The 21,807-nt window shown below is 72.5% G+C and carries 21 protein-coding genes; 13 read left to right on the forward strand and 8 right to left on the reverse strand.

The annotated features are described in order from the left end of the window. Positions 1-4 precede the first annotated feature (4 nt). Positions 5-1,222, reverse strand: coding sequence for an ATP phosphoribosyltransferase regulatory subunit (locus tag E2C05_RS01120; protein ID WP_133217756.1), 1,218 nt, complete (start codon positions 1,220-1,222; stop codon positions 5-7). Positions 1,223-1,344: 122 nt separating this feature from the next. Between E2C05_RS01120 and E2C05_RS01125 the strand changes: the two genes are divergently transcribed. Beyond that, positions 1,345-1,971, forward strand: a complete 627-nt coding sequence (locus E2C05_RS01125; protein WP_240046504.1) for an HAD hydrolase-like protein — start codon at positions 1,345-1,347, stop codon at positions 1,969-1,971. A 230-nt stretch (positions 1,972-2,201) separates the two neighbouring features. On the opposite strand, the gene E2C05_RS01130 is transcribed toward E2C05_RS01125, so the two are convergent. Continuing rightward, a complete protein-coding gene (locus tag E2C05_RS01130; RefSeq protein ID WP_133217758.1) occupies positions 2,202-2,912 on the reverse strand; it encodes a DUF1194 domain-containing protein in 711 nt (236 codons plus the stop codon). Between the two features lie 114 nt (positions 2,913-3,026). Between E2C05_RS01130 and E2C05_RS01135 the strand changes: the two genes are divergently transcribed. The 4 genes from E2C05_RS01135 (at position 3,027) to E2C05_RS01150 (ending at position 7,252) form a co-directional block, all read left to right on the forward strand. After that, positions 3,027-3,830, forward strand: coding sequence for an alpha/beta fold hydrolase (locus tag E2C05_RS01135; protein WP_133217759.1), 804 nt, complete (start codon positions 3,027-3,029; stop codon positions 3,828-3,830). Positions 3,831-3,911: 81 nt separating this feature from the next. Next, on the forward strand, positions 3,912-5,978 hold the full coding sequence (locus E2C05_RS01140; protein ID WP_133217760.1) for a carbon starvation CstA family protein: 2,067 nt from the start codon (positions 3,912-3,914) through the stop codon (positions 5,976-5,978). 53 nt (positions 5,979-6,031) lie between these two features. Beyond that, the gene (locus E2C05_RS01145; protein WP_133217761.1) at positions 6,032-6,220 is read left to right on the forward strand and encodes a YbdD/YjiX family protein; all 189 of its coding nucleotides are present in this window, start codon (positions 6,032-6,034) and stop codon (positions 6,218-6,220) included. Between the two features lie 186 nt (positions 6,221-6,406). Next, complete coding sequence (locus tag E2C05_RS01150; RefSeq protein ID WP_158291864.1) at positions 6,407-7,252, forward strand: SDR family NAD(P)-dependent oxidoreductase; 846 nt, start codon at positions 6,407-6,409, stop codon at positions 7,250-7,252. Between the two features lie 166 nt (positions 7,253-7,418). Here E2C05_RS01150 and E2C05_RS01155 read toward each other — a convergent pair whose 3' ends face one another. The 4 genes from E2C05_RS01155 to E2C05_RS01170 all read right to left on the reverse strand — a co-directional run bounded on the left by E2C05_RS01155 (position 7,419) and on the right by E2C05_RS01170 (position 12,122). Continuing rightward, the gene (locus E2C05_RS01155) at positions 7,419-8,387 is read right to left on the reverse strand and encodes a Bug family tripartite tricarboxylate transporter substrate binding protein (RefSeq protein ID WP_133217763.1); all 969 of its coding nucleotides are present in this window, start codon (positions 8,385-8,387) and stop codon (positions 7,419-7,421) included. Positions 8,388-8,519: 132 nt separating this feature from the next. Further along, the gene (locus E2C05_RS01160; protein ID WP_133217764.1) at positions 8,520-9,272 is read right to left on the reverse strand and encodes a choice-of-anchor W domain-containing protein; all 753 of its coding nucleotides are present in this window, start codon (positions 9,270-9,272) and stop codon (positions 8,520-8,522) included. Positions 9,273-9,730: 458 nt separating this feature from the next. Then, positions 9,731-10,327 (reverse strand): glutathione S-transferase N-terminal domain-containing protein, encoded by a 597-nt coding sequence (locus tag E2C05_RS01165; protein WP_133217765.1) that lies wholly within the window; start codon positions 10,325-10,327, stop codon positions 9,731-9,733. A 79-nt stretch (positions 10,328-10,406) separates the two neighbouring features. Further along, entirely contained in the window at positions 10,407-12,122 is a 1,716-nt protein-coding gene (locus tag E2C05_RS01170; protein ID WP_133217766.1) for an N-acyl-D-amino-acid deacylase family protein, read from the reverse strand. Between the two features lie 190 nt (positions 12,123-12,312). Between E2C05_RS01170 and E2C05_RS01175 the strand changes: the two genes are divergently transcribed. Then, the gene (locus tag E2C05_RS01175) at positions 12,313-12,966 is read left to right on the forward strand and encodes a DUF924 family protein (protein ID WP_158291865.1); all 654 of its coding nucleotides are present in this window, start codon (positions 12,313-12,315) and stop codon (positions 12,964-12,966) included. Here E2C05_RS01175 and E2C05_RS01180 read toward each other — a convergent pair. Continuing rightward, positions 12,948-14,648, reverse strand: a complete 1,701-nt coding sequence (locus tag E2C05_RS01180) for a gamma-glutamyltransferase family protein (RefSeq protein WP_133217768.1) — start codon at positions 14,646-14,648, stop codon at positions 12,948-12,950. The genes E2C05_RS01175 and E2C05_RS01180 overlap by 19 nt on opposite strands. Positions 14,649-14,747: 99 nt before the next feature. On the opposite strand from E2C05_RS01180, the gene E2C05_RS01185 reads away from it, so the two are divergent. From E2C05_RS01185 to phoB, 7 genes are all read left to right on the forward strand, one after another. Then, the gene (locus E2C05_RS01185) at positions 14,748-15,560 is read left to right on the forward strand and encodes an enoyl-CoA hydratase-related protein (RefSeq protein WP_133217769.1); all 813 of its coding nucleotides are present in this window, start codon (positions 14,748-14,750) and stop codon (positions 15,558-15,560) included. Between the two features lie 203 nt (positions 15,561-15,763). Continuing rightward, on the forward strand, positions 15,764-16,819 hold the full coding sequence (gene pstS / locus E2C05_RS01190; protein WP_133217770.1) for a phosphate ABC transporter substrate-binding protein PstS: 1,056 nt from the start codon (positions 15,764-15,766) through the stop codon (positions 16,817-16,819). A gap of 164 nt (positions 16,820-16,983) precedes the next feature. Then, positions 16,984-17,946, forward strand: coding sequence for a phosphate ABC transporter permease subunit PstC (gene pstC, locus E2C05_RS01195; RefSeq protein WP_133217771.1), 963 nt, complete (start codon positions 16,984-16,986; stop codon positions 17,944-17,946). A gap of 4 nt (positions 17,947-17,950) precedes the next feature. Further along, entirely contained in the window at positions 17,951-18,856 is a 906-nt protein-coding gene (pstA, locus tag E2C05_RS01200) for a phosphate ABC transporter permease PstA (protein WP_200305722.1), read from the forward strand. A gap of 74 nt (positions 18,857-18,930) precedes the next feature. Then, positions 18,931-19,716, forward strand: coding sequence for a phosphate ABC transporter ATP-binding protein PstB (gene pstB / locus E2C05_RS01205; RefSeq protein ID WP_133217808.1), 786 nt, complete (start codon positions 18,931-18,933; stop codon positions 19,714-19,716). A gap of 16 nt (positions 19,717-19,732) precedes the next feature. Then, complete coding sequence (phoU, locus tag E2C05_RS01210; protein WP_133217772.1) at positions 19,733-20,452, forward strand: phosphate signaling complex protein PhoU; 720 nt, start codon at positions 19,733-19,735, stop codon at positions 20,450-20,452. A 19-nt stretch (positions 20,453-20,471) separates the two neighbouring features. Further along, entirely contained in the window at positions 20,472-21,188 is a 717-nt protein-coding gene (gene phoB, locus E2C05_RS01215; protein ID WP_133217773.1) for a phosphate regulon transcriptional regulator PhoB, read from the forward strand. On the opposite strand, the gene E2C05_RS01220 is transcribed toward phoB, so the two are convergent. Continuing rightward, the gene (locus E2C05_RS01220) at positions 21,161-21,754 is read right to left on the reverse strand and encodes a nucleoside 2-deoxyribosyltransferase (RefSeq protein ID WP_133217774.1); all 594 of its coding nucleotides are present in this window, start codon (positions 21,752-21,754) and stop codon (positions 21,161-21,163) included. The genes phoB and E2C05_RS01220 overlap by 28 nt on opposite strands. Positions 21,755-21,807 lie beyond the last annotated feature (53 nt).

Genomic DNA, 21,807 nt, shown 5'->3' on the forward strand with positions numbered 1-21,807 from the left:
CGGCCTAACCTTCTTCCTGCGTGACGGGGACGGGGCTGCCGTCCCGGAGGATGTGGCTGCAGCGCAGCGCCCGCGGCGCATCGGCCGCCGAGAGGGCGCGCACCGTGGCGTAGCCCTGGGCGCGCAACGCGGCGAGCGTTGCCTCGGCCGTGCCGAGCGGGGCAAAAAGGCGGCGCGGCGCCGCCGGCGGCGGGGCGGCGCGCTGCACCGCATCGGGGTAGAGGCTCATGCCCGTCGCCGGCTCCTCGTTCAGCGACAGGTAGCGGCCGCCCCGGCCGAGCTCCCCGGTCGCGCCAGGGCCGAAGACGGTGAAGGCGACGCCGGTATGGTAGGGGAAGCCCCGGAACTCCATCGGGTCCAGCGTCATCCGCAGGTCCGGGTCGCGCGCCCGGATGGCGGCCACCACCTCGGCGGCGTTGTCGGCGATGCGCCGCGCGGCCGTCGGCAGGTCCATCGCCGCCAGCGCGGCCAGCGCCGCCTCCGCAGGTCCTGCCGCGCGCAGCAGGCGCGGCAGCAGATCGGCCAGGTCCACCGCAAGCGGCGCCGCGCGCTCCGCCACCGTCAGCACCGCCACCGGGTCCTTGCGGTCGATGCCGAGCCGGAGCGCCGCGACCATGTCCTGCGCCGGCTTCCGCCTGACGCCGCGCGCCTCCAGCGCCGGCACGGTCAGCCCGGCCGCCTCCAGCAGGGTGCCAGCCATGGTCGGCAGGCTGATGTCGAGGGTGGCGCCGGCGACCCCGGCGCGGGCCAGCGCCTCGGCCGCCGCCACCGCCACCTCGGCATCCGCGGCCGCCGCATCGCTGCCGATCAACTCCACGCCGACCTGCGGCAGCTGCCGTTCCGGGGCGATCTGGGTGCCGCGCACCCGCAGCACCTGCCCGGCATAGCACAGGCGCAGCGGCCGGGCCTGCAGGCCGAGCCGCGTGGCAGCGATGCGCGCCACCTGCGGCGTGGTATCGGCGCGCAGCCCCATCATCCGCTGGGAGACGGGGTCCATCAGCCGGAAGGTCTGCTCGGCCACCGCGGCGCCGGAGCCTGCGAGCAGGCTGTCCTCGAACTCCAGCAGCGGCGGCTTGACCCGCTCATAGCCATGCGCGCCGAAGGCGGCCATCAGGGTCTCGACGAGGGCGGCCTCCCGCTCGGCCTCGGGCGGCAGCAGGTCGATCAGCCCCGCGGGCAGCAGGCCCGGGGGAGGATGATCATGGGGCGCGTCGTCGGTCATGACCGGCCGGGTGTGGCAGGGGGGGGCCGGCGGCGCAAGGGCCGCGGCCCGGGCCGGGGATCCTGCCATGGCCACGGGCCGGGCCGGTTCCCGCCGCCGCTGGAATGGCCTATCGCCGCCGCATGCCGCCCCGCCTGGTGATCTTCGACTTCGACGGGACGCTGGCCGACAGCTTTCCCTGGTTCCTGGCCGCCCTGCCGGCCGTCGCCGACCGGCATGGCCTTCGGCCCCTGGGCAGCGAGGAGGTGGCGGCGCTGCGCCGCCTGCCGACGCGGGAGGTGCTGCGGGCGCTGCGCGTGCCGCCCTGCAAGCTGCCGGCGATCACCCGCGACCTGCGGGCGATGAAGGCGGCGGCGGCCGGCGGCATCCCGCTGTTTCCCGGCGTGCCGGCGATGCTGGCCGGGCTGGCGGCGGGCGGGATCCGGCTGGCCATCGCCAGTTCGGATTCCGAGGCGAGCATCCGGCGCACGCTGGGGCCGGCGGCGGCGGCGGTCGGGCCGATCGCCGGCGGCGCCTCGCTGTTCGGCAAGGCGGCGCGGCTGCGCCAGGTGCTGCGGCTGACCGGCGAGACGGCCGCGGCCGCGCTCTATGTCGGCGACGAGACCCGCGATGCCGAGGCGGCGGCGCAGGCGGGCATGGGCTTCGGCGCGGTGACCTGGGGCTTCACCGCGGCGGAGACGCTCCTGGCCGGCCGCCCAGGCCGGGTCTTCCGCCAGCCGGTGGAGGTGCTGGAGGTGCTGCGCGGCTGACGCGGCCAGGCCCCTGCGGGTCCCGCTTGGCCCGACGGCCGCGGCGGCCTGGCGGCGCCATGGCCCCCCCTGGCACGGCGGCGGTGCCCGCCCCTGCCCGGGTGGTCATCGGCCGGCCGCGGCGGCCGGCGGCGCCCCCCCGGGCGGGAGCGGCCTGCGCGGTCATCCGGCCCGCCAAGCCGCCCCGGAGCATCGAACGCGGCGCCGCGCCGCCCGTCGGGCCTCCCCCGTCAGGCGATCTCCCGGATCAGCTTCGCCCGCAACGCCCGGGCGATGTCGCGCCGGTCTTCCGCCGTCACCACGAAGCTGCCGGGGCCGCCGATCACCTCCCGCCGATAGGTTTCCGCGAGTGGCTCGCCCATCCGGGTTACCTGCCCCGCGGCCGCCACCGCCAGGGCGTTGACCTGGATGCCCGCGGCCACCGCATCATCCCGCGCCACGGTCGCCGGGCGCAGGCTGCGCAGGTCGGGCCCGTCGCCCGAGAGGTCGATGACCTTCTCCGTCGCGCGGAAGGGCGCGGCCAGCAGCATCCGCGCGCAATGGTCCAGCGCGTCGCCGATCGCGTTCCAGCTCTGCGGGCTGCGCGGCGCGGCCAGCACCGCCTCGGCCAGGATCCGGGCGCTGGCGGGGTCGGCGACGCGCAGGAAATCCACAACCGTGGCGGCGCCGCCGGGCGAGCCCCATTCCACCATGGCGACCGCGACCGCGCCCCGCGGGCGGCTGGCGATGGCGGAGAGCACCGCCGGATGCGTCAGCGCCTCGGCATAGCCTTCGCGCTGCAGCCGGAACTCGTCGGCATCGATGGAGCCGGAGGCATCGACGGCCAGGACCAGCAGCGTGTCCACCTCCGGCACCAGGGGGGTGGCGGTAGGGGTGGCGGTGGCCGCGGCGGGCAGGGCGGCGAGGGCGCCCGGAAGCGCGAGGATGCGGCGACGCTGCATGGGACCCCCGTGTCGTTCCGCAACAGGTGGCCCCGGGCGCGGCCGGCGCCAAGGCTTGGCGGTCCGCCGCGCCGGGCGCATCGTCCCGGACGGAAGACCGCAGGGGGAAATGCCATGCCGACCATGACCGTGGACGGCCATGACCTGAGCTATGCCGAAAGCGGCGCCGGCGAACCGCTGGTGCTGGTGCATGGCACGCTGGGCGACCAGCGGAGCTGGGCGGCGCAGATGCAGCCGCTCGGGACGCAGTACCACGTGCTGGCCCTATCCATGCGGCATTGCTGGCCGGGCCGCTGGGAGGATGATGGCGACTTCACCATCGACCGGCACGTCGCCGATGTCGCGGGCTTCATCCGCGGGCTCGGCGCCGGCCCGGTGCGGCTGGTCGGGCATTCCCGCGGCGGGCACATCGCCTTCCGCGTGGCCGAGCGCCATCCCGACCTGATCCGCGCCCTGATCCTGGCCGAGCCGGGCGGCGAGCTGGATGAGAGCCTGGGCGGCAAGCCCGCCGCCGGGCAGCAGGCCGGCGCCTTCGCCCAGGGCGCGGCGCTGGTCGAGGCCGGCGACATCGAAGGCGGCCTCCGGCGGATCGCCGAGCATACCGGCGGGCCGGGTGCCTGGGAGCGGCGGCCGGAGGAGCGCAGGCTGATCAGCCGCGACAATGCCCGCACCCTGCTCGGCCAGCGGGACGAGAAGCGGAAACCCTATTCCCGCGCCGCGGCGGCGGCGATCCGCGCCCCGACGCTGCTGGTGGTGGGCGCGCGGACGCTGCCGAATTTCGTCGCCAATGCCGATGCGCTGGAACGGCACATCAGGGGCTGCCAGCGGGTTTCCATCCCCGACGCGGCGCATTCGATGAACTACGACAACCCGGCGGCCTTCAACGCCGCGGTGCTGGCCTTCCTCGAGCGGCACTGAGGCCGGGCGCCCCCGCCTGGGGGCAACCCGCTGCCGGTCCGCGCGCTCTGGCGCGAGGAGCCGGAACGGCGGGAGGGGCGCATGAACGGAACGCTCGGGAGGCACCTGCCCTGGGTCCTGGTTGGCCTGGTCGGGGCCGGGGCGCTGGCCATGATCGCCGCGGGCCGCGGGGAGCCGGTCGGGGCGGTCTGGATCCTCTGCGTCGCCGTCGCGGTCTATCTCATCGCCTATCGCTACTACGCCCGCTTCATCGCCAGGCGGGTGATGCAGCTGGACCTGGCGCGGCCGACGCCGGCGGTGCGGCACAATGACGGGCTGGACTACGTCCCCACCGACCGCACCGTGCTGTTCGGGCATCATTTCGCCGCCATCGCCGGTGCCGGGCCGCTGGTCGGGCCCGTCCTCGCCGCGCAGATGGGCTACCTGCCGGGCATGCTGTGGATCCTGGCCGGGGTGGTGCTGGCCGGCGCGGTGCAGGACGCCATGGTGCTGTTCGTGTCCATGCGGCGGGACGGGCGGTCGCTCGGCGAACTCGTGCGGGCCGAGATGGGGCCGGTGCCCGGCGTCATCGCGCTGTTCGGCACCTTCATGATCATGGTCATCATCCTGGCGGTGCTGGCGCTGATCGTGGTGAAGGCGCTGGCCGAGAGCCCCTGGGGCAGCTTCACCGTCGCCGCCACCATCCCGATCGCGCTGCTGATGGGCGTCTATCTGCGCTTCATCCGGCCGGGCGCGATCGGCGAGGTCTCGGTCATCGGCTTCGTGCTGCTGATGCTGGCGATCCTGGGCGGGCAATGGGTGGCGGAGGATCCGGGATGGGCGGCCGCCTTCACCTTCACCGGCACGCAGCTGTGCTGGCTGCTGATCGGCTATGGCTTCGTCGCCGCCATCCTGCCGGTCTGGCTGCTGCTGGCGCCGCGCGACTACCTCTCGACCTTCCTCAAGGTCGGCACGATCCTCGGCCTCGCCCTCGGCATCGTCTTCGTCCTGCCCGAACTCCGCATGCCGGCGGTGACGCGCTTCGTCGACGGCAGCGGGCCGGTCTGGTCCGGCAGCCTGTTCCCCTTCCTGTTCATCACCATCGCCTGCGGCGCCGTCTCCGGCTTCCATGCCCTGATCGCCTCCGGCACCACGCCGAAGCTGATCGACAACGAGCGGAACGTGCCGCTGATCGGCTATGGCGGCATGCTGATGGAAAGCTTCGTCGCCATCATGGCGCTGATCGCCGCCAGCGTGATCGAGCCGGGCATCTACTTCACCATGAACAGCCCCGGCGCCGTCATCGGCGCGACGCCCGAGAGCGCGGCGGCGGCGGTGACCGCCATGGGCTTCCCGGTGACGGCGTCCGAGATCGCCCAGGCCGCCAGCGACGTGGGCGAGACCAGCATCATCTCCCGCGCCGGCGGCGCCCCCACCCTGGCGGTCGGCATGGCGCATATCTTCCACCAGGTGATCGGCGGCAAGGCCATGATGGCCTTCTGGTACCACTTCGCCATCCTGTTCGAGGCGCTGTTCATCCTGACCGCGGTGGATGCCGGCACCCGCGCCGGCCGCTTCATGCTGCAGGACCTGCTGGGCCTGTTCGTGCCCGCGATGAAGGATACCTCAAACTGGGTGGCCGGCGTGCTGGCGACCGGGCTCTGCGTCGCCGCCTGGGGCTTCTTCCTCTACCAGGGCGTGACCGACCCGTTGGGCGGGGTGAACACGCTCTGGCCGCTCTTCGGCGTCGCCAACCAGATGCTGGCCGCCGTCGCGCTGACGCTCTGCACCGTCGTCATCTTCCGCATGAAGCGGCAGCGCCATGCCTGGGTGACGATCCTGCCGACCCTCTGGCTGGTGGCCTGCACGCTGACGGCGGGGCTGCAGAAGATCCTCTCCGCCGATCCGCGCATCGGCTTCCTGGAGCATGCCGCGCGCTTCCAGGCGGCGCTGGACCAGGGGCAGGTGCTGGCGCCGGCGAAGACCCCCGAGCAGATGGCGCAGATCGTGTTCAACGACCGCGTGGATGCGGCGCTGGCCGCGCTCTTCGTCGGGGTCGTCGTCGCCATCCTGGCCTTCGGCGTGAAGACCTGCATCGAGGCCTGGCGGGCGGATCGCTGGACGGCGCGGGAAGTGGGCGGGCCGGCCGGCCGCGTGGCGGCGGAATGACCCGGCGCCCCGAAGGCTCGGCTCGACCCGCGAGGACGCCGGGGACGTCGCCCATGCGCGCCTGGCTGCGCTGCCTCTGCGACACGGCGCGGCTGATGGTGGGCCAGCCGAGCTACGAGGCCTATGTCGCGCATGTCGCGCGCACCCATCCCGGCACGGAGCCGATGACACCGGCGGCGTTCTTCCGGAACCGCGAGGCGGCGCGCTATGGCGGCGGAGGCGGTGGCTTCCGCTGTTGCTGACGCCGCGCCCCGGCTGCGCCGGCCGGGCACGCCGACGCTGCCGCCCATCGCCACCCACCGCGCCCCGCGAAGCCGCAGGCGACGCCGCGGGTCCGGCCCGCGTCCATGCGATGGCAGACATTCGCGGTTTGCGCCGGGCTCGTCCGGGCGCAGGATCGCTCCCAGGGCATGAGGGGGAAACGACGGATGCGCATGCAGGGCAAGGTCGCCGTCATCACGGGCGCCGCCTCCGGCATCGGCCGGCGCACGGCGGAACGCGTCGTCGAGGAAGGCGGCCGCGTCATCCTCGCCGATATCCAGGACGCGGCCGGCCAGCGCCTGGCGGAGACGCTGGGCGAGGCCACGCGCTTCATCCGCTGCGACGTGACGCGGGAAGCCGACATCGCCGCCGCCGTCGCCCTGGCGGAGCGCATCTGGGGTCGCCTCGACCTCATGTTCAACAATGCCGGCCGTCCCGGCGTGCCCGACCCGATCGAGAGCATGCCGGCCGAGGGCTGGGACGAGGCCATGGCGGTGCTGCTGCGCTCCGTCATGCTCGGCATCAAGCATGCCGCGCCCGTCATGACGCGCCAGGGCGGCGGCGCCATCGTCAACACGGCGAGCGTCGCCGGGCTGATCCCGGGTTCCACCGCCACCGCCTATTCGGTGGCGAAGTCGGCGGTGATCCAGTTGACGAAATGCGCCGCGCTGGAACTGGCCGGGCAAGGCGTGCGGGTGAACTGCATCTGCCCCGGCGTGATCGCCACGCCGATCTTCGGCCGCTCGGCCGGCCTGCCGACGCAGCTGGACGCCAAGGTGGCGGAGGAGGCCGCGCGGACCGCCGCCGGCATGCACCCGCTGGGCCGCGAGGGCCGGGCCGACGACATCGCCGATGGTGTGCTCTACCTGGCCGATGATCGTGCCGGCTTCGTCACCGGGATCGCCCTGACGATCGATGGCGGCCTGGCCGCCGGCATGACGCCGGCGCAGCGCGGCGCGCTCTGGGCGCCGCTGCGCAGCGCGGTGAATGCGCTGGCGGACGACGCGAGGTAGGGCGGATCAAGGCGCGGCGCGATCCCCCGGGCGCCGGCCTGCGCTTTCCCGACAGGGACTTGGCGCGGCAGGACGGTGCTGGCCAGGCCTGCGGATCGCCGAGCCGCGCGGGGAGTGTGCCAGGTCATGCCGCCCGGCCTGCCGCGGCGCCGCCGCGGCCCGGCGGCTAGCGCCCCGTCGGCACCCCCGCCTCGGCGATCACCTTCGCCCATTTCGGGATGTCGGCGGCGATGCGGTCGCGCATGCCCTCGGGCGTCGAGGGCGTGATGTCGAGGCCCATCTGGGCGAAGCGGGCGCGCTGGTCGCCATCCGCCAGCACCCGCATCGCCTCGGCATTCACCTTCTCGACGATGGCGCGCGGCGTGCCGGCCGGCGCCATCAGCCCGAAGAAGGACGTCGCCTCGAAGCCGGGAAAGCCGAGTTCCGCCACCGTCGGGATCTCCGGCGCATTGGCGGACCGCTCGAGCGTGGTCACCGCCAGCCCCCTCACCCGCCCGTTCCGCACCAGCGGGATGGCGGCGCCGGCATTCTGCACGCCGAGCGGCAGCACGCCGCTCATCACATCCGTCAGGTTGGCGCCGCGATAGGGGATGTGTTCCATGCGGATGCCGGCGCGCTGGCAGAGCATCTCGGCGGCGATGTGCTGCGGCGTGCCGACGCCCGGCGTGCCGTAGGACAGCCTGCCGGGATTGGCCCGCGCATGGGCCAGAAGCTCCGGCAGGCTGCGGAAGGGCTGGTCATTGCCGGCGACGAAGACCGACGCCATGGACAGGGTCATGCCGATCGAGACCAGGTCCTTCAGCGGGTCGAAGGGCAGGTTCTGCATGGCCGGCAGCACGGTGATGGCGGCATTGCCGCTCCACATCAGCGTGTAGCCATCAGGCGCGGATTTCGCCACGCGGTCGACGCCGATGGCGCCGGAGTTGCCGCTGATGTTCTCGACCACCACGGGCTGGCCCCAGGCCTGGCCGAAGGCCTGGGCGAAGATGCGGCCCGTCAGGTCGGTGGCGCTGCCAGCGGTGAAGCCGACCACCATGCGCACCGGACGACTGGGCCAGCTTGCCTGCGCGCGGGCCGGCGCGGCAAGCAGGACGGCCGCCGCGGCCAGGCCGCGGCGCGTCGGCGCAGGGGTCATGACGCTCTCTCCCGCATGCTATCCTTGCCCGCGCCAGGCGCAGGGAACGGGAGCGTAGCGAAGCCGCCGCGCGGCTGTCCATGGCGGCGGGGCGCGCGCGGCTGGCGCCGGCGCCCCGCGCCGGACCGTACCCTACGGACGCTGCGCCGCCGGGCCGCGGCGCAGCATCGTCACGCCGGCAAGGCCGAGGAGGCCGGTCAGCAGCAGCCCCAGGGCGGCGGGGGTCGGCACCGCGGCGGGATAGCCCTCCAGCCCCTTGATCTGCACCGCCAGGCGGGAGCGCGTCGGGAAGGCGCCGGTCCAGGCCAGGGTGACATCGCCCGTCAGGCTGAAGACATCCGGCAGATCGGCAACGACGGCCAACGCGGGCGAAGGCGCGGTGGCGGTGAGGCCGAGGGGGTTGCCGTTCCAGCTCAGCGTGACGCCGTCGAATTTCAGGTTGGTCAGCGCCGCGCTGGCGGCGGTGGTGCCGGTGCCCAGCAGGGCGCCGACCCGCAGCCCCAGCGCGTGCAGGGCGGGGGCTGCGTAGCTGGCCGCGTAGCCGGCCATGGTGAAGGTCACCACCCCAGCCGCGTTGCGCGCCAGGGTGAAGGGCACGGCGGTGCCGGAAACCCAGTTGAGCTGCCCGGCGGTGCCGAGCGGCGCGGCGCTGGTGAAGCCTGGCGGGATGTGCAGGCCGATCTCGTAGTCGCTGCTGCCTGGCACGCCGCCACGCGCCTGCGCCACGAACAGCTCATCGGTCGCCAGCGACACGCCCTTTCCGGCGAGGAAGCCGAGGAAGTCGGAGTCGCTCGAGAACACGCCGGCGACGCTGGGCGCGGCCTGCGCTGGCGCGGCCAGGGCGAGGGCTATGGCGACGGATGCGGCGAAGAGTGACTTGACCATGGTGGCCTCCCGGCTGGGTTCGACCGCTGGTTAAGGCAAGCAAATGGTTAATTTCAAGAAATATCTCATTTTCCGCACACACTCACTATCGCGACGGTTGAGCGACCGGATGGGACGACGGCATCGCAGGGCATGATGTTGCCGCGCCACCGAAGCGCAGCGCCGGCGCCGCGTCTGCCATGGATCGAAAGCCCGGAACGGCGGGCCGCGACGCGGTGGGAAGGCCAACCCGACGGGCACCCGGCCTGCAGGTTCGGGGCAAGGCAGGGAGGAGGGTTCCGGGCTGGAGCGCAGCGGCCGCGCAGTGCATCCCGGCGCGGCGGGACGCTACCAGGGCGTGACGCCCCGTGCGATCGACGATCCGGAGCGGTCCGCGCGGCCGGATGGCCGAACCGCCCCGGCAGGATGCGGCCTGGGGCGACGGAAGCGTCGTGCCGTCGCCTCAGGCCACGCGGTGGTCAGCCCGGCGGGGCGGTGCGGGCCATCGGCGGCAAGCCGGCGACCTTGCCGTACCAGGCCTCCAGGGCCGGGTGGCCGGGGCGCCAGGGCTCGTGCGGGTAGCGGAAGTCGAGGTAGCCGAGGGCACAGGCGATGGCGATCTCGCCGATGGTGGTCAGGTCGCCGAGGCTCCCCGCCTCGCGCTCCAGCACCTCCAGCGCGCGGGTGACCTTCGCCTGCTGGGTGGCGATGTAGTCCTTGCGCCCGTCGTCCTGCGGCAACGCCACCTCGCGCCGGCGCGGCTGCGTCGCGTCCAGGATGCCGTCGGCCAGCGCTTCCTGCCGCAGCGCCGTCCAGCGCGCCGGGCCGGGCGCCGGGAAGAGCGGCGGGGCGTCGCCGATGCTGTCGAGGTATTCGCAGATCACCGGACTGTCGTAGAGCGCCGCGCCGTCATCGGTGACCAGCGTCGGCACCTTGGCCAGCGGGTTGACCGCGGCCAGCGCCGGATCGGTGGTGCCGATGGTCCAGAGTTCGATCCGGCCATCGATGCCGCGCGCTATGGCGCTGGCCAGGCATTTCCGGACATAGGGACTATTCGGCGAGTAGGCGAGCTTCAAGGGGTCGGACTCCTGGTTTCCAAAGGCCCTGTGGCCTTTGGCGGTTGGGGTCCGGGAAAGGCGGAGCCTCCCCCGGCGGCTACTCGGCGCGCACCAGCTTGCCCGGTCTGGCCCCCGTCTCCTCGCCCCGCTCGAAGATCGGCGTGCCGCTGACCATGGTCATCTCGTAGCCGTCCACCCGCTGGATCAGGCGCCGCCCGCCGGCCGGCAGGTCATAGGCCATCTCCGGGTGGTGCGCCCGCAGCGCGCCGAAGTCGATGACGTTGAGGTCGGCCTTCTTGCCCGGCGCCAGGCGGCCGCGGTCGTGGAAGCCGAAGAAATCCGCCGTCTCGCTGGTCAGGCGCTTCACCGCGAATTCCAGGCCCAGGCGCTCGCCGCGCTGACGGTCGCGCACCCAGTGGGTCAGCATGGTGGTGGGCAGGGAAGCGTCGCAGATCACGCCGCAATGCGCCCCGCCATCGGACAGGCCGAGGACGGTGTGCGGGTCCGTCACCATCTCCCGCACCACTTCCAGGTCGCCATGGACGTAGTTGGTGACCGGGAAGTACAGCATCCGGCCGCCATCGCCGCCCACCAGGTAGTCGTAGCAATACTCCTGCGGGCTGACGCCTTCCCTGGCGGCCAGGGCGGCGATGCTGCGCTCCGGCGGCGGCTCGTAATCCGGGGTCTCGCCCAGGATGTACATGCGGTCCCAGCGCGTGGCGATCTGCCGCGACAGCGGCGGCAGCACCTCCATCAGCCGCGGCGAGGCCTCCTGCGCCAGGATGTCGGCGCGCACCCGCGGGTCGCGCAGCCGCGCCAGCTGCTCCTTCGGCGTCAGGCGGGCCAGTTCCGAAAAACCCTCGCGCAGGGCGAAGGGGTTGAGCGAGGTGGTGAGGCCGAGGATGAGGCCCACCGGCCGGCCCGCCACCTGGGCGCTCAGCGCCAGCCCGTCCTTGCGCGCCGACCGCACGCCGTCCATCAGCCGGCGCCAGCGCTGCGGGTCGTAGCTGCGGTCGGTCAGCAGGAACCAGACCGGGCGGCCGCTATCCTTCGCCACCTGGCGCAGCCAGCCGAACTCGGCCGCCTCGTCCTCGAAGTCGGACAGCATGCCGAAGGCGCCGCGACCGGCGCGGCCCATGGCCTGGCCGATGGCGATCAGCTCCTCATGTTCCGCGTACCGGCCCGGGACCAGCTCGCCGCTCGGCGTCTTGTGCTGGTCGGTGCGGCTGGTGGTGAAGCCGAAGGCGCCGGCCTTCAGCGCCTCCTCGGTCAGCCGGGCCATCAGCGCGATGTCGTCGGCCGTCGCCATCTCCCGGTTGATGGCGCGCTCCCCCATCGCATAGACGCGCAGCGGGTGGTGCGCGACCTGGGCGGCGACGTCGATGGTGCGCGGCAGGCGGGCCAGGGCGTCGAGATAGCTCGGGAAGCCCTCCCAGTCCCATTTCAGGCCTTCGGCCAGGGCGATGCCGGGGATGTCCTCGACGCCTTCCATCAGGTCGATCAGCGCCTGGTGATGCGCCGGCTTCACGGGCGCGAAGCCGACGCCGCAATTGCCGAACATGATGGTGGTGACGCCATGCCAGGAGGAGGGCGCGAGCACCGGATCCCAGGTCGCCTGGCCGTCGTAATGGGTGTGCACATCCACCCAGCCCGGGGTGACCAGCCGCCCCTCGGCCTGGATATCGCGCTTCGCGGGGCCGGCCTTGCCGCCCGCCTGCACGATGCGGTCGCCATCGATGGCGACATCGCCGGCGAAGGCCGGCGCCCCGGTGCCATCCACGATGGTGCCGCCCCGGATCACGACGTCATGCATGGCCCGCTTGCCCCTTCCCGGTCTGTTGGTCGGACGACCGAGTGTGCCGGGACCGGACCCCTGCGTCCATGGGGGCCGCGCGCAGTGTGCGTTGGCGCAAAGACAGCCTTAAGCGCTTGTGTGCAATCTGCAGCCTGGAGGGTCCTGCGGACGGGGGAGTCGTATGGCGGTCGGGGCACCATGGCAGGAGGTGATCGGAACCTGGTTCCCGCCGGGCCTGCCCCAGGCGGATGCCGAGCGGCACCACTGGATGTTCGAGCAATGGTTCGGCGGTGGCCTCGCCCTGCCGGACTGGGCGCCGCGGCTGGCGCGGGCCGCCCTGGCCGGCCACCTGGATGGCTGGGCAGCGACCGCCGCGGGACGGCTTGCCCTGATCCTGCTGCTGGACCAGGCGCCGCGCTGCCTGCATGGCGGGGCGCCGCTGGCCTATGCCGGCGACCAGGATGCGCTGCGCCTGGCCGAGGACGGCCTGCGCAACGGCCAGTATGACGACCTGCAGCACCCCTGGGAGAAGACCTTCTTCTTCCTGCCGCTCGCGCATGCCGAGGGGCCTGATCACCGCCAGCGCCTGATACGCGTGGTGGCGATGGCGGAGGCGGTGGCCTGGTCGGCCCCCGACCACCTGCAGCCGCTCTACCGCTTCTCGGCCGAGCAGGCGCGCGGCCACCAGGCGGTCATCGCCCGCTTCGGCCGCTACCCGCACCGCAACGCCATCCTCGGCCGCCGCTCGACGCCCGAGGAGCGGGACTACCTGAAGACCGGCGACCTGGTGCACAAGCGCCGGCCGCCGGCCGCCGCCGCCACCTCCAACGTGGTGCCGCTGCGCTACCCGGCGATGGCATAGGCCGGCCGGCGCGGATCGGCGCCGGCGGCCAGCATCCCGGTCGCGGGATCGGACTTCACCACCTCCACCGTCCCGGCCAGCCAGGTCTTGGCCGGCCACTCCTTGATGTCGTGGCCCTTGGCGGCCAGGGCGTCGCGCGTCGCCTGCGGGATCGCCGCCTCCACCGCCAGGCGGCCGGGGAAGAAGTCGAAGGGCGCGAAGCTGGACGGGAAGGAATAGGACGCGACGCGCGGCGCCTCGATCGCCTCCTGCACCTCCATCCCGTGCTGCAGGATGTTCAGCATCACCTGCAGCATGGCCTGGATCTGCACATCGCCGCCCGGGGTGCCGAAGGGCATCACGCCGCCCTCCGCCGTCACCACCATGGCCGGGTTCGGCGTCAGGCGCGGCCGCTTGCCGGGCGCGACGCCGCAGGGATGCTTCGGGTCCGGCCGGCTCTGGCTGCCGCGGTTGGAGGGGATAATGCCGAGGCCCGGCACCACCGGCGAGTTCCAGGACCCGTCCGAAGGCGTCGCCGAGAAAGCGTTGCCCCAGCGGTCCACCACGCAGCAATAGGACGTATCGGCCTCCACCAGCGGCGCGGCGCGGTCGGCGGCGCCGGGCAGCGCGGTGCCATGGTTCAGCCGCGGGCCGGGCATGCCGGGCAGCGCCCGGTCGGGGTCGATCTCGGCCAGGCGCGCCGCGAGATGCGCGTCCGACAGCAGCGAATCGATCGGGACATCCAGAAAGGCCGGGTCGCCGAAATGGTATTCCCGGTCCGCCATCGCCGCCTTCACGCTTTCGGTGAACAAATGGAGGTAGTCCGGGCTGTTGTGCGCCATGCCGCCGATGCCGCCGCGCTCCATCAGCAGCAGCGCCTCCAGCAGGGCCGGGCCCTGGCACCAGGGGCCGCAGGTGATGACCTCATGCCCGCGCCAGCGCCGCCGCACCGCGGGTTCGAGCTTCGAACGATAGCCGGCGAGGTCGGCCATGCTCAGATAGCCGCCCTCCCGCCCCATGAAGGCGACGATCTCCCGCGCGATGTCGCCGCGGTAGAAGGCGGCATGCGCGGCGGCCAGGCCCGCCAGCCGCCCCTTGCCGGCAACCGCCTTCTCCTCATCGGCCATGTACTGCAGCGTGCGGGCCAGGTCGGACTGGACGAATTTCTCGCCCACCTGCGGCCGCTTCCCGCCCGGCAGGAAGATGGCGGCATTGCCGGGCCAGCGGGCGTATTCGGCCTCATGGTCGCGGATGTTGTCGGCAAGCAGCGGATAGACCGCGAAGCCGTCGCGGGCGTAGCGGATGGCATGTTGCGCCACGTCCCCGAAGCCCATGGTGCCGTGGCGTTCCAGCGCGGTGATCCAGGCATCCGGCGCCGCCGGCACCACGGTGCGCAGCACGCCGTTCGGGATCGTCCCGCCATGCTCGCGCATGAACAGGTCGGCCGGGATGCCGCGCGGCCAGTGGCCGAGGCCGGCGATGGTCTCCACCGTGCCATCCGCCTTGCGGATCAGGATGGGCGCGACGCCCGCCACATTCACCAAGTCCGGCAGCAGGACGCCCAGGGCGATGCCGGCGGCGCAGCCGGCATCCACGGCATTCCCCCCGGCCTCGAGCACCGAGAAGCCGGCGGCGGCCGCCAGGTAGTGCCCGGCCGAGACGGCGTGGCGGGTGCCATAGAGGGTGGGACGGGTGGCGTGCATGGGCGGCGTCCTCCGGATGCGGCAGCCTCGGCCCAGGGCGCGGCACGAGTCAATTCGCCCGGCGAGCCCGCCCCGCCTGCCCTAGCCTGCACCATCCACATGCCAGACGAGTCCGAGATGCCCGAGGAACCGCCCATCCTGCTCGCCCGCGACCCGCGCGGCGTCGTCACCGTCACGCTCAACCGCCCGGCGCGCGGCAATGCCTATAACGAGGCGCTGCTGCGGGCGCTGATCGCCGGGCTGGAGGCGCTGGCGGGCGACGCGGGCGTGCGCGCCCTGGTGATCCGCGGCGCCGGCCGGCACTTCGCCGCCGGCGCCGACATCCACTGGCTGGCCGAGGTGGCGGGCTACCCGCCGGAGCAGGCCTTCCAGGCCTCGCTCGCCACCACCCTGGCCATGCAGCGCCTGAACGAGTTCCCCCGCCCGACCTTCGCCGTCATCCAGGGCGCGTGCTTCGGCGGCGGCGCCGGCATCGCCTGCTGCGTGGATGTGGCGCTGGCTACCCCGGCGGCGCTGTTCGGCCTGACCGAAGTGCGGGTCGGCGTCGCCCCCACGCCCATCTCCACCCACATGGTCCATGCCATGGGCCTGCGCCACGCCCGCCGCTACGCCGTGACGGGGGAACGCTTCGGGCCGGAGGAGGCGCTGCGGATCGGCCTGGTGCACGAGGTCGTGCCGAAGGCGGCGATGGAGTCGCGGCTGGCGGCGATCCTGGAGGAGGCGCTGCTGGCTGCCCCGGGGGCCGTGGCGGTGACCAAGGACAGCCTGCTTGGCGCCAACGGCCTCAAGCTCGATGCGCGGCAGATGGCGCTGCTGGCGCATGAGGGCTGGATGCAGCGCGCCTCCGCCGAAGGGCGGGAGGGGTTGGCCGCCTTCCGCGAGAAGCGGCGCCCGGCCTGGGCCCCGGGGTGACGCGGCCCGCAAGCCAGGCGGCGCGGCCGGAGCGGCCGGCCGGCCAAAAACCCATGGCCGAATAGATAACCGCTTCAGTCATCCGGGCCGGTGTCATCGAAGCTTCATCGAATTGCAATCGTCCTGACGTCCGGTGCGCCTAGGTAGGCGCCACCTAACCCGGGCGGTGCCTGCCCGGGCCCAAATCTCGCGGAGAGAGACGCGTGAATCGTCGCACCCTGCTCATCGCTTCCGGCCTGGCGGCGTCCGCGCCGCTGCTCGGCCGCCCCGCCTTCGCGCAGCAGGCCCAGATCACCGGCGCCGGCGCCAGCTTCCCCCGCCCGGTCTATGAACGCTGGGGCCAGCAGGCGCGCGAGGCCATCGGGCTGCAGCTCAACTACCAGTCCATCGGCTCCGGCGGCGGGGTGAACCAGATCACCAACCGGACGGTGGATTTCGGCGCGTCCGACGCGCCGCTGCCGGCCGCGCAGCTGGCCGAGCGCAGCCTGCTGCAGTTCCCGACCGTCATGGGCTCGGTCGTGCTGATCGTGAACCTGCCGGGCGTGGCCGACAATGCGCTGCGGCTGACGCCGGAGGTCCTGGCCGACCTGTTCCTGGGCAAGATCGCCCGCTGGAACGATGCCCGGGTGGCGGAGCTGAACAAGGACCTGCGCCTGCCGAACCTGCCGGTGGCGCCGGTCTATCGCGCCGATGCCTCCGGCACGACCTTCGTCTTCACCACCTATCTTTCCCGCGTGTCGGAGGCCTGGAAGGCCGGCCCCGGCGCCGCCACCAGCGTACAATGGCCGGGCGGCCAGGGCGCCCGCGGCAATGAGGGCGTGGCGAACACCGTCCGCAACACCCCGGGCGCCATCGGCTACACCGAGAATGCCTATGCCACGGTGAACCGGCTGATCACCACGCAGCTGCGCAACAAGTCCGGCAATTTCGTGAAGCCGGAGATGCCGAATTTCCTCGCCGCCGCCGGCGCGGCGGACTGGACGGCGGCGAATTTCGCGGCCGACATCATCGACCTGGCGGGCGCCGAGGTCTGGCCGATCGTCGCCCCGACCTTCATCCTGCTGCCGACCAACCCGACCGCCGAGCGGGTGGAGGCCAGCCGCAACGTGATGAAGTTCTTCGACTGGGCCTATCGCAGCGGGACCGAGGCGGCACGCCGCCTGGAATACATCCCGGTGCCGGAGCCGGTGCAGAACGCCGTCCGCAGCGCCTGGCGCAACGTGAAGGCCCCGGGCGGCAGCGCCGTCTGGACCGCCTGAGCGGCGCGGGGACGGCCTGGCCTGGGCCTTCCCCCGCACCGCCCCCACACCGCCATGCCGGGCCGGCCCGCACCCCGCGGCCGGGCCTGGACCGCCGGCGCGGCCCCCCGGCCCCCGGCCCCTTCCGCGAAGCCCGCCGGAGCCCGCCCTTGTCGCACGCCGCCATGCTCGAGGCGCCTGCCCCCCCCACCCGCCGCCCGGTGGGGGGCGCGGGCGACCGCGTCTTCGAATGGCTCTGCCGCGGAGCCGGGATCCTGGTGCTGCTGCTGCTGGGCGCCATCATCCTGACGCTGTTCCTGGGCGGGCTGCCGGCCTTCCGCGAGTTCGGCGCAGGCTTCCTGACCAGCACCGCCTGGAACCCGGTGGAGGGGCGGGAGAATTACGGCGCCCTGGTGCCCATGCTGGGCACGGTGATCTCCGCCATCCTCGCCATCCTGCTGGCCGTGCCGGTCGCCTTCGGCATCGCCTTCTTCCTGACCGAGCTGGCGCCGCCCTGGCTGCGCCGCCCGGTCGGCACGGCGATCGAGCTGCTGGCCGCCATTCCCTCCATCATCTACGGCATGTGGGGCCTGTTCGTGCTGGTCCCGATCGTGCAGCAATACATCCAGATGACGCTCGGCGAGGCTCTGGGCGGGCTGCCGCTGATCGGCTTCCTGCTGGCCAGCAACAGCTTCACCGGCACATCGATCTTCACCGCCTCCCTCGTCCTGGCGATCATGATCCTGCCCTTCATCGCCGCCACGATGCGCGACGTGTTCGAGCAGGTGCCGCCCGTCTACAAGGAAAGCGCCTACGGCCTCGGCTCCACGCGGTGGGAGGTGATGCGGGGCGTGGTGCTGCCCTACACCCGGGTCTCGGTCGTCGGCGGTATCATGCTCGGCCTCGGCCGCGCGCTGGGGGAAACCATGGCGGTCACCTTCGTGATCGGCAACGCCAACCGCATGCCGACCAGCCTGTTCGACCCGTCGACCACCATCGCCTCCATCGTCGCCATGGAGTTCCCGGAGAGCCTGATGGGCAGCCTGAAGCAGTCCTCGCTGCTCGCCCTCGGCTTCCTGCTCTTCGTGATCTCCTTCATCGTGCTGGCGATCTCCCGCTTCCTCCTGCGGTCCCGGTTGAAGGCCTAAGCCGATGAGCACGACCACCCTCCCCGCCCTGTCGCCGGTCAAGGACATGGCGACGGCGCGCGCCCTCGGCCGCCGGCGGAAGCGCGCCGATGCGCTGCTGCGCTGGTTCTGCCTGGCCGCCACGGCGCTCGGCCTCATCTTCCTCGCCTCCATCCTGGCGACGCTGCTCTGGCGCGGTCTCGGCGCGCTCGACTGGGCGGTGTTCACCAGGGAGTTCGAGCCGACCACCTATGGCGACCCGGACGCGCCGAGGGGCGGCCTGGCGCATGCCATCGTCGGGTCGCTGATCCAGACCGCGCTCGGCACGCTGATCGGCACGCCGATCGGGCTGCTGGTCGGCACCTACCTGGCGGAATATGCCCGCGGCACCGCGCTCGGCAACGCGGTGCGGTTCGTGTCGGACGTGCTGCTCTCGGCCCCCTCCATTCTCATCGGCCTCTTCGTCTACCAGTCCGTCGTGCTGCCGATGGGCGGCTTCTCCGGCTGGGCCGGCGCGCTGGCGCTCGCCATCATCGTCATCCCCGTGGTGGTGCGGACCACGGAGGACATGCTGACCCTGATCCCGAACACGCTGCGGGAAGCGGTAGTGGGCCTCGGGGCGCCGCGCTGGAAGATGATCACGCTGGTCGCCTACCGCGCGGCGCTGCCCGGCATCGTCACCGGCGTGCTGCTGGCCATCGCCCGCATCACCGGGGAGACGGCGCCGCTGCTGCTGACCAGCTTCGGCAACAGCGTGCTGTCGACCGATCTCGGGCGGTCCATGGCCAGCCTGCCCATCGCCATCTACCAGCAGGCCAATAGCGGCTTCCCCGACCTGATCGCGATCGCCTGGGCGGGCGCGCTGATCATCACCTTCGGGGTGCTCGCCATCAATGTCGTTGCGCGGCTGGTGCTGCGCGCCAGGCTGTGAGCCAGGAGAGCGGACCGATGAGCTCCACCACCGAATCCCGGGCCGCGGCCCAGCCGGCGGCCAGCTTCGGCGGCATGCAGGCCCGCTCCTCGGCGGCGCTGAACGACACCGTCCGCGTCGCGGTCCGCAACCTCGACTTCTTCTACGGGTCGAACAAGGCGCTGAAGGGGATCAATTTCGACCTGCCGGACAAGCAGGTGACCGGCATGATCGGCCCGTCCGGCTGCGGCAAGTCCACCCTGCTGCGGGTGCTGAACCGCATGTACAGCCTCTATCCCGGCCAGAAGGCGGTGGGGGAGGTGGTGATGGACGGCAAGAACATCCTCGACCCCGATGTCGACATCAACGAGCTGCGGGCCCGGGTCGGCATGGTGTTCCAGAAGCCGACCCCCTTCCCCATGACCATCTACGAGAACATCAGCTTCGGCGTGAAGCTGCATGAGCGGCTGTCGAAGCCGCAGATGGACGAGCGGGTGGAATGGGCGCTGTCCCGCGCCGCCCTGTGGGGAGAGGTCAAGGACCGGCTGAACACCAGCGCCATGGGCCTGTCGGGCGGGCAGCAGCAGCGGCTGTGCATCGCCCGCACCATCGCGGTGCGGCCCGAGGTGATCCTGTTCGACGAGCCGACCTCGGCGCTCGACCCCATCAGCACCCTCAAGATCGAGGAGCTGATCGACGAGCTGAAGCGCGACTTCACCATCGCCATCGTCACCCACAACATGCAGCAGGCGGCGCGCTGCGCCGACCAGGTGGCCTTCTTCTACCTGGGCGAGCTTATCGAGGTGGCGCCGGCCGCGCAGCTCTTCACCGCGCCGAAGCATCAGCGCACCCAGGAATACATCACCGGCCGGTTCGGCTGAGCGGGAGCATCGCCGAATGGACAAGACGCCGGAACACACCGTCCGCGCCTATGGCGAGGAGCTGCGGCGGCTGCGCGAGCTGGTGGCGCGCATGGGCGGCCTGGCGGAGCGGCAGGTGGCGGATGCGGTCGCCGCGCTGATCCGCCGCGACGCCGAGATGGCGACGGAGGTGATGAGCCGCGACGCCGAGATCGACGCGCTGGAGCGGGAGATCGAGAATTTCTGCATCCGGCTGCTGGCGCTGCGCCAGCCGGTCGGCCAGGACCTGCGGCTGGTCATCGCCGCCCTCAAGATCAGCCATGCGGTGGAGCGGATCGGCGACTATGCCCGCAACGCCGCCAAGCGCAGCATCGTGCTGGCGCAGCAGCCCACCCTCGGCAGCCTCAATGGCTTCCAGCGCATGGCGGTACTGGTGCAGGAGGAGCTGAAGGGCGCCATGGACGCCCTGGTGAACGACGACGCCGCCCGCGCCAGCGAGGTCTGGGCCAGCGACCAGTCGGTGGACGAGGTCTACAACGGCATCTTCCGGGAGATGCTGACCTTCATGATGGAGGATCCGCGGCACATCACCGCCGCCACCCATCTTCTGTTCGTCGCCAAGAACCTGGAACGCATCGGCGACCACGCCACCAACATCGCCGAGACGGTGTACTACGCCGTCAGCGGCACGCCGCTGACCGAGGAGCGGCCGAAGGCCGACAGCTCGGCCTTCGCGGTCGTCCGCCCGCCGGCCTGAGCGAGGAAAGGAGCCGCGCATGCCCGACACGTTGCCCGCCGGCGGCCGCCCGACCATCCTGGTGGTGGAGGACGAGATCCCGCTGCTGACCCTGCTGCGCTACAACCTGGAGAAGCAGGGCTTCCGGGTGGAGGAAGCCGCGGACGGGCAGGAAGCGCTGCTCCGCGTCGCCGAGGCAAAGCCCGATCTGGTGCTGCTGGACTGGATGCTGCCGCAGCTCTCCGGCCTCGAGGTCTGCCGCCAGCTTCGCCGTCGGCCGGCGACGCGCGACCTGCCGATCATCATGGTCACGGCGCGGACCGAGCAGCAGGACACCGTCCGCGCGCTCGACACCGGCGCCGACGACTACATCAGCAAGCCCTTTGCCATGGACGGGCTGCTGGCGCGCATCCGCGCCTTGCTGCGCCGGTCCGGCAGCCTGGCCACCCGCGGCACGCTGGTCTTCCGCGACCTGAGCATGGACCAGGATGCCCACCGCGTCGCCCGCAACGGCCGCGCCCTGCATCTAGGCCCCACCGAGTACCGGCTGCTGGAATTCCTGATGCAGCACCCCGGCCGCGTCTTCAGCCGCGAGCAGCTTTTGGACGCAGTCTGGGGCCGCGACATCCATGTCGAGCCGCGGACGGTCGACGTGCATATCCGCCGGCTGCGCAAGGCGATCAACGGCGAGGGGGAGCTGGACGTGATCCGCACCGTCCGCTCCGCCGGCTACGCGCTGGACGTCGAGGAGGCCTGAGGCACGCCCAGCGCCTGCGCCGCCGCGGCGACGCAGCGGGCGAAGGCCGAGAGGTCGTGCCAGCGCGCCTCAGGCGGCATTTCCGCCGCCTCGAAGCTGCCGCCCGCCGCGGCGATCCCGCCTTCCAGCATCAGGTTGTCGTGCCGGTCGAACTCCTCGACCGCCATGCCCTCTCCGTCCTCCCAGGCGCCGTCGGCCCGGCGGCGGGCATGGCCGCCCAGCGCCGCCAGCGTCCGCTGGGCGAAGCGTTGCGCGATATTGCTGTAGCCGAAGACCGGCCGGCCCAGCGCCCGCATGAAGCCTAGCTCATAGACCGTGCCGGCATCGGCCGAGGGGCCGCGGAAGGGGGTCAGGTTGGCGATCAGCGCGTCGCAGCCGCGGATATGTGCCTCATTCGCCCAATAGATCCGCAGCCAGTCCGGCAGGGCCGGGTCGGGCGCCGCCGGCGGCGGGTCCAGCGGGAAGACGCCAATCAGGCCATGCGCGGCGCAGATGGCGCGCTTGGCGGCGGCGATGGCGGCGGCATCGGCCAGGAAGACCTCGGGACCGGCCAGGTAGATTCGCATTCTGTTCTCATAAACCAGCTTGCCCGCCGGCGGAAACGCCCGATGCCGTGACC

The organism is Paracraurococcus ruber, assembly GCF_004353985.1.
Lineage (GTDB): Bacteria > Pseudomonadota > Alphaproteobacteria > Acetobacterales > Acetobacteraceae > Paracraurococcus > Paracraurococcus ruber.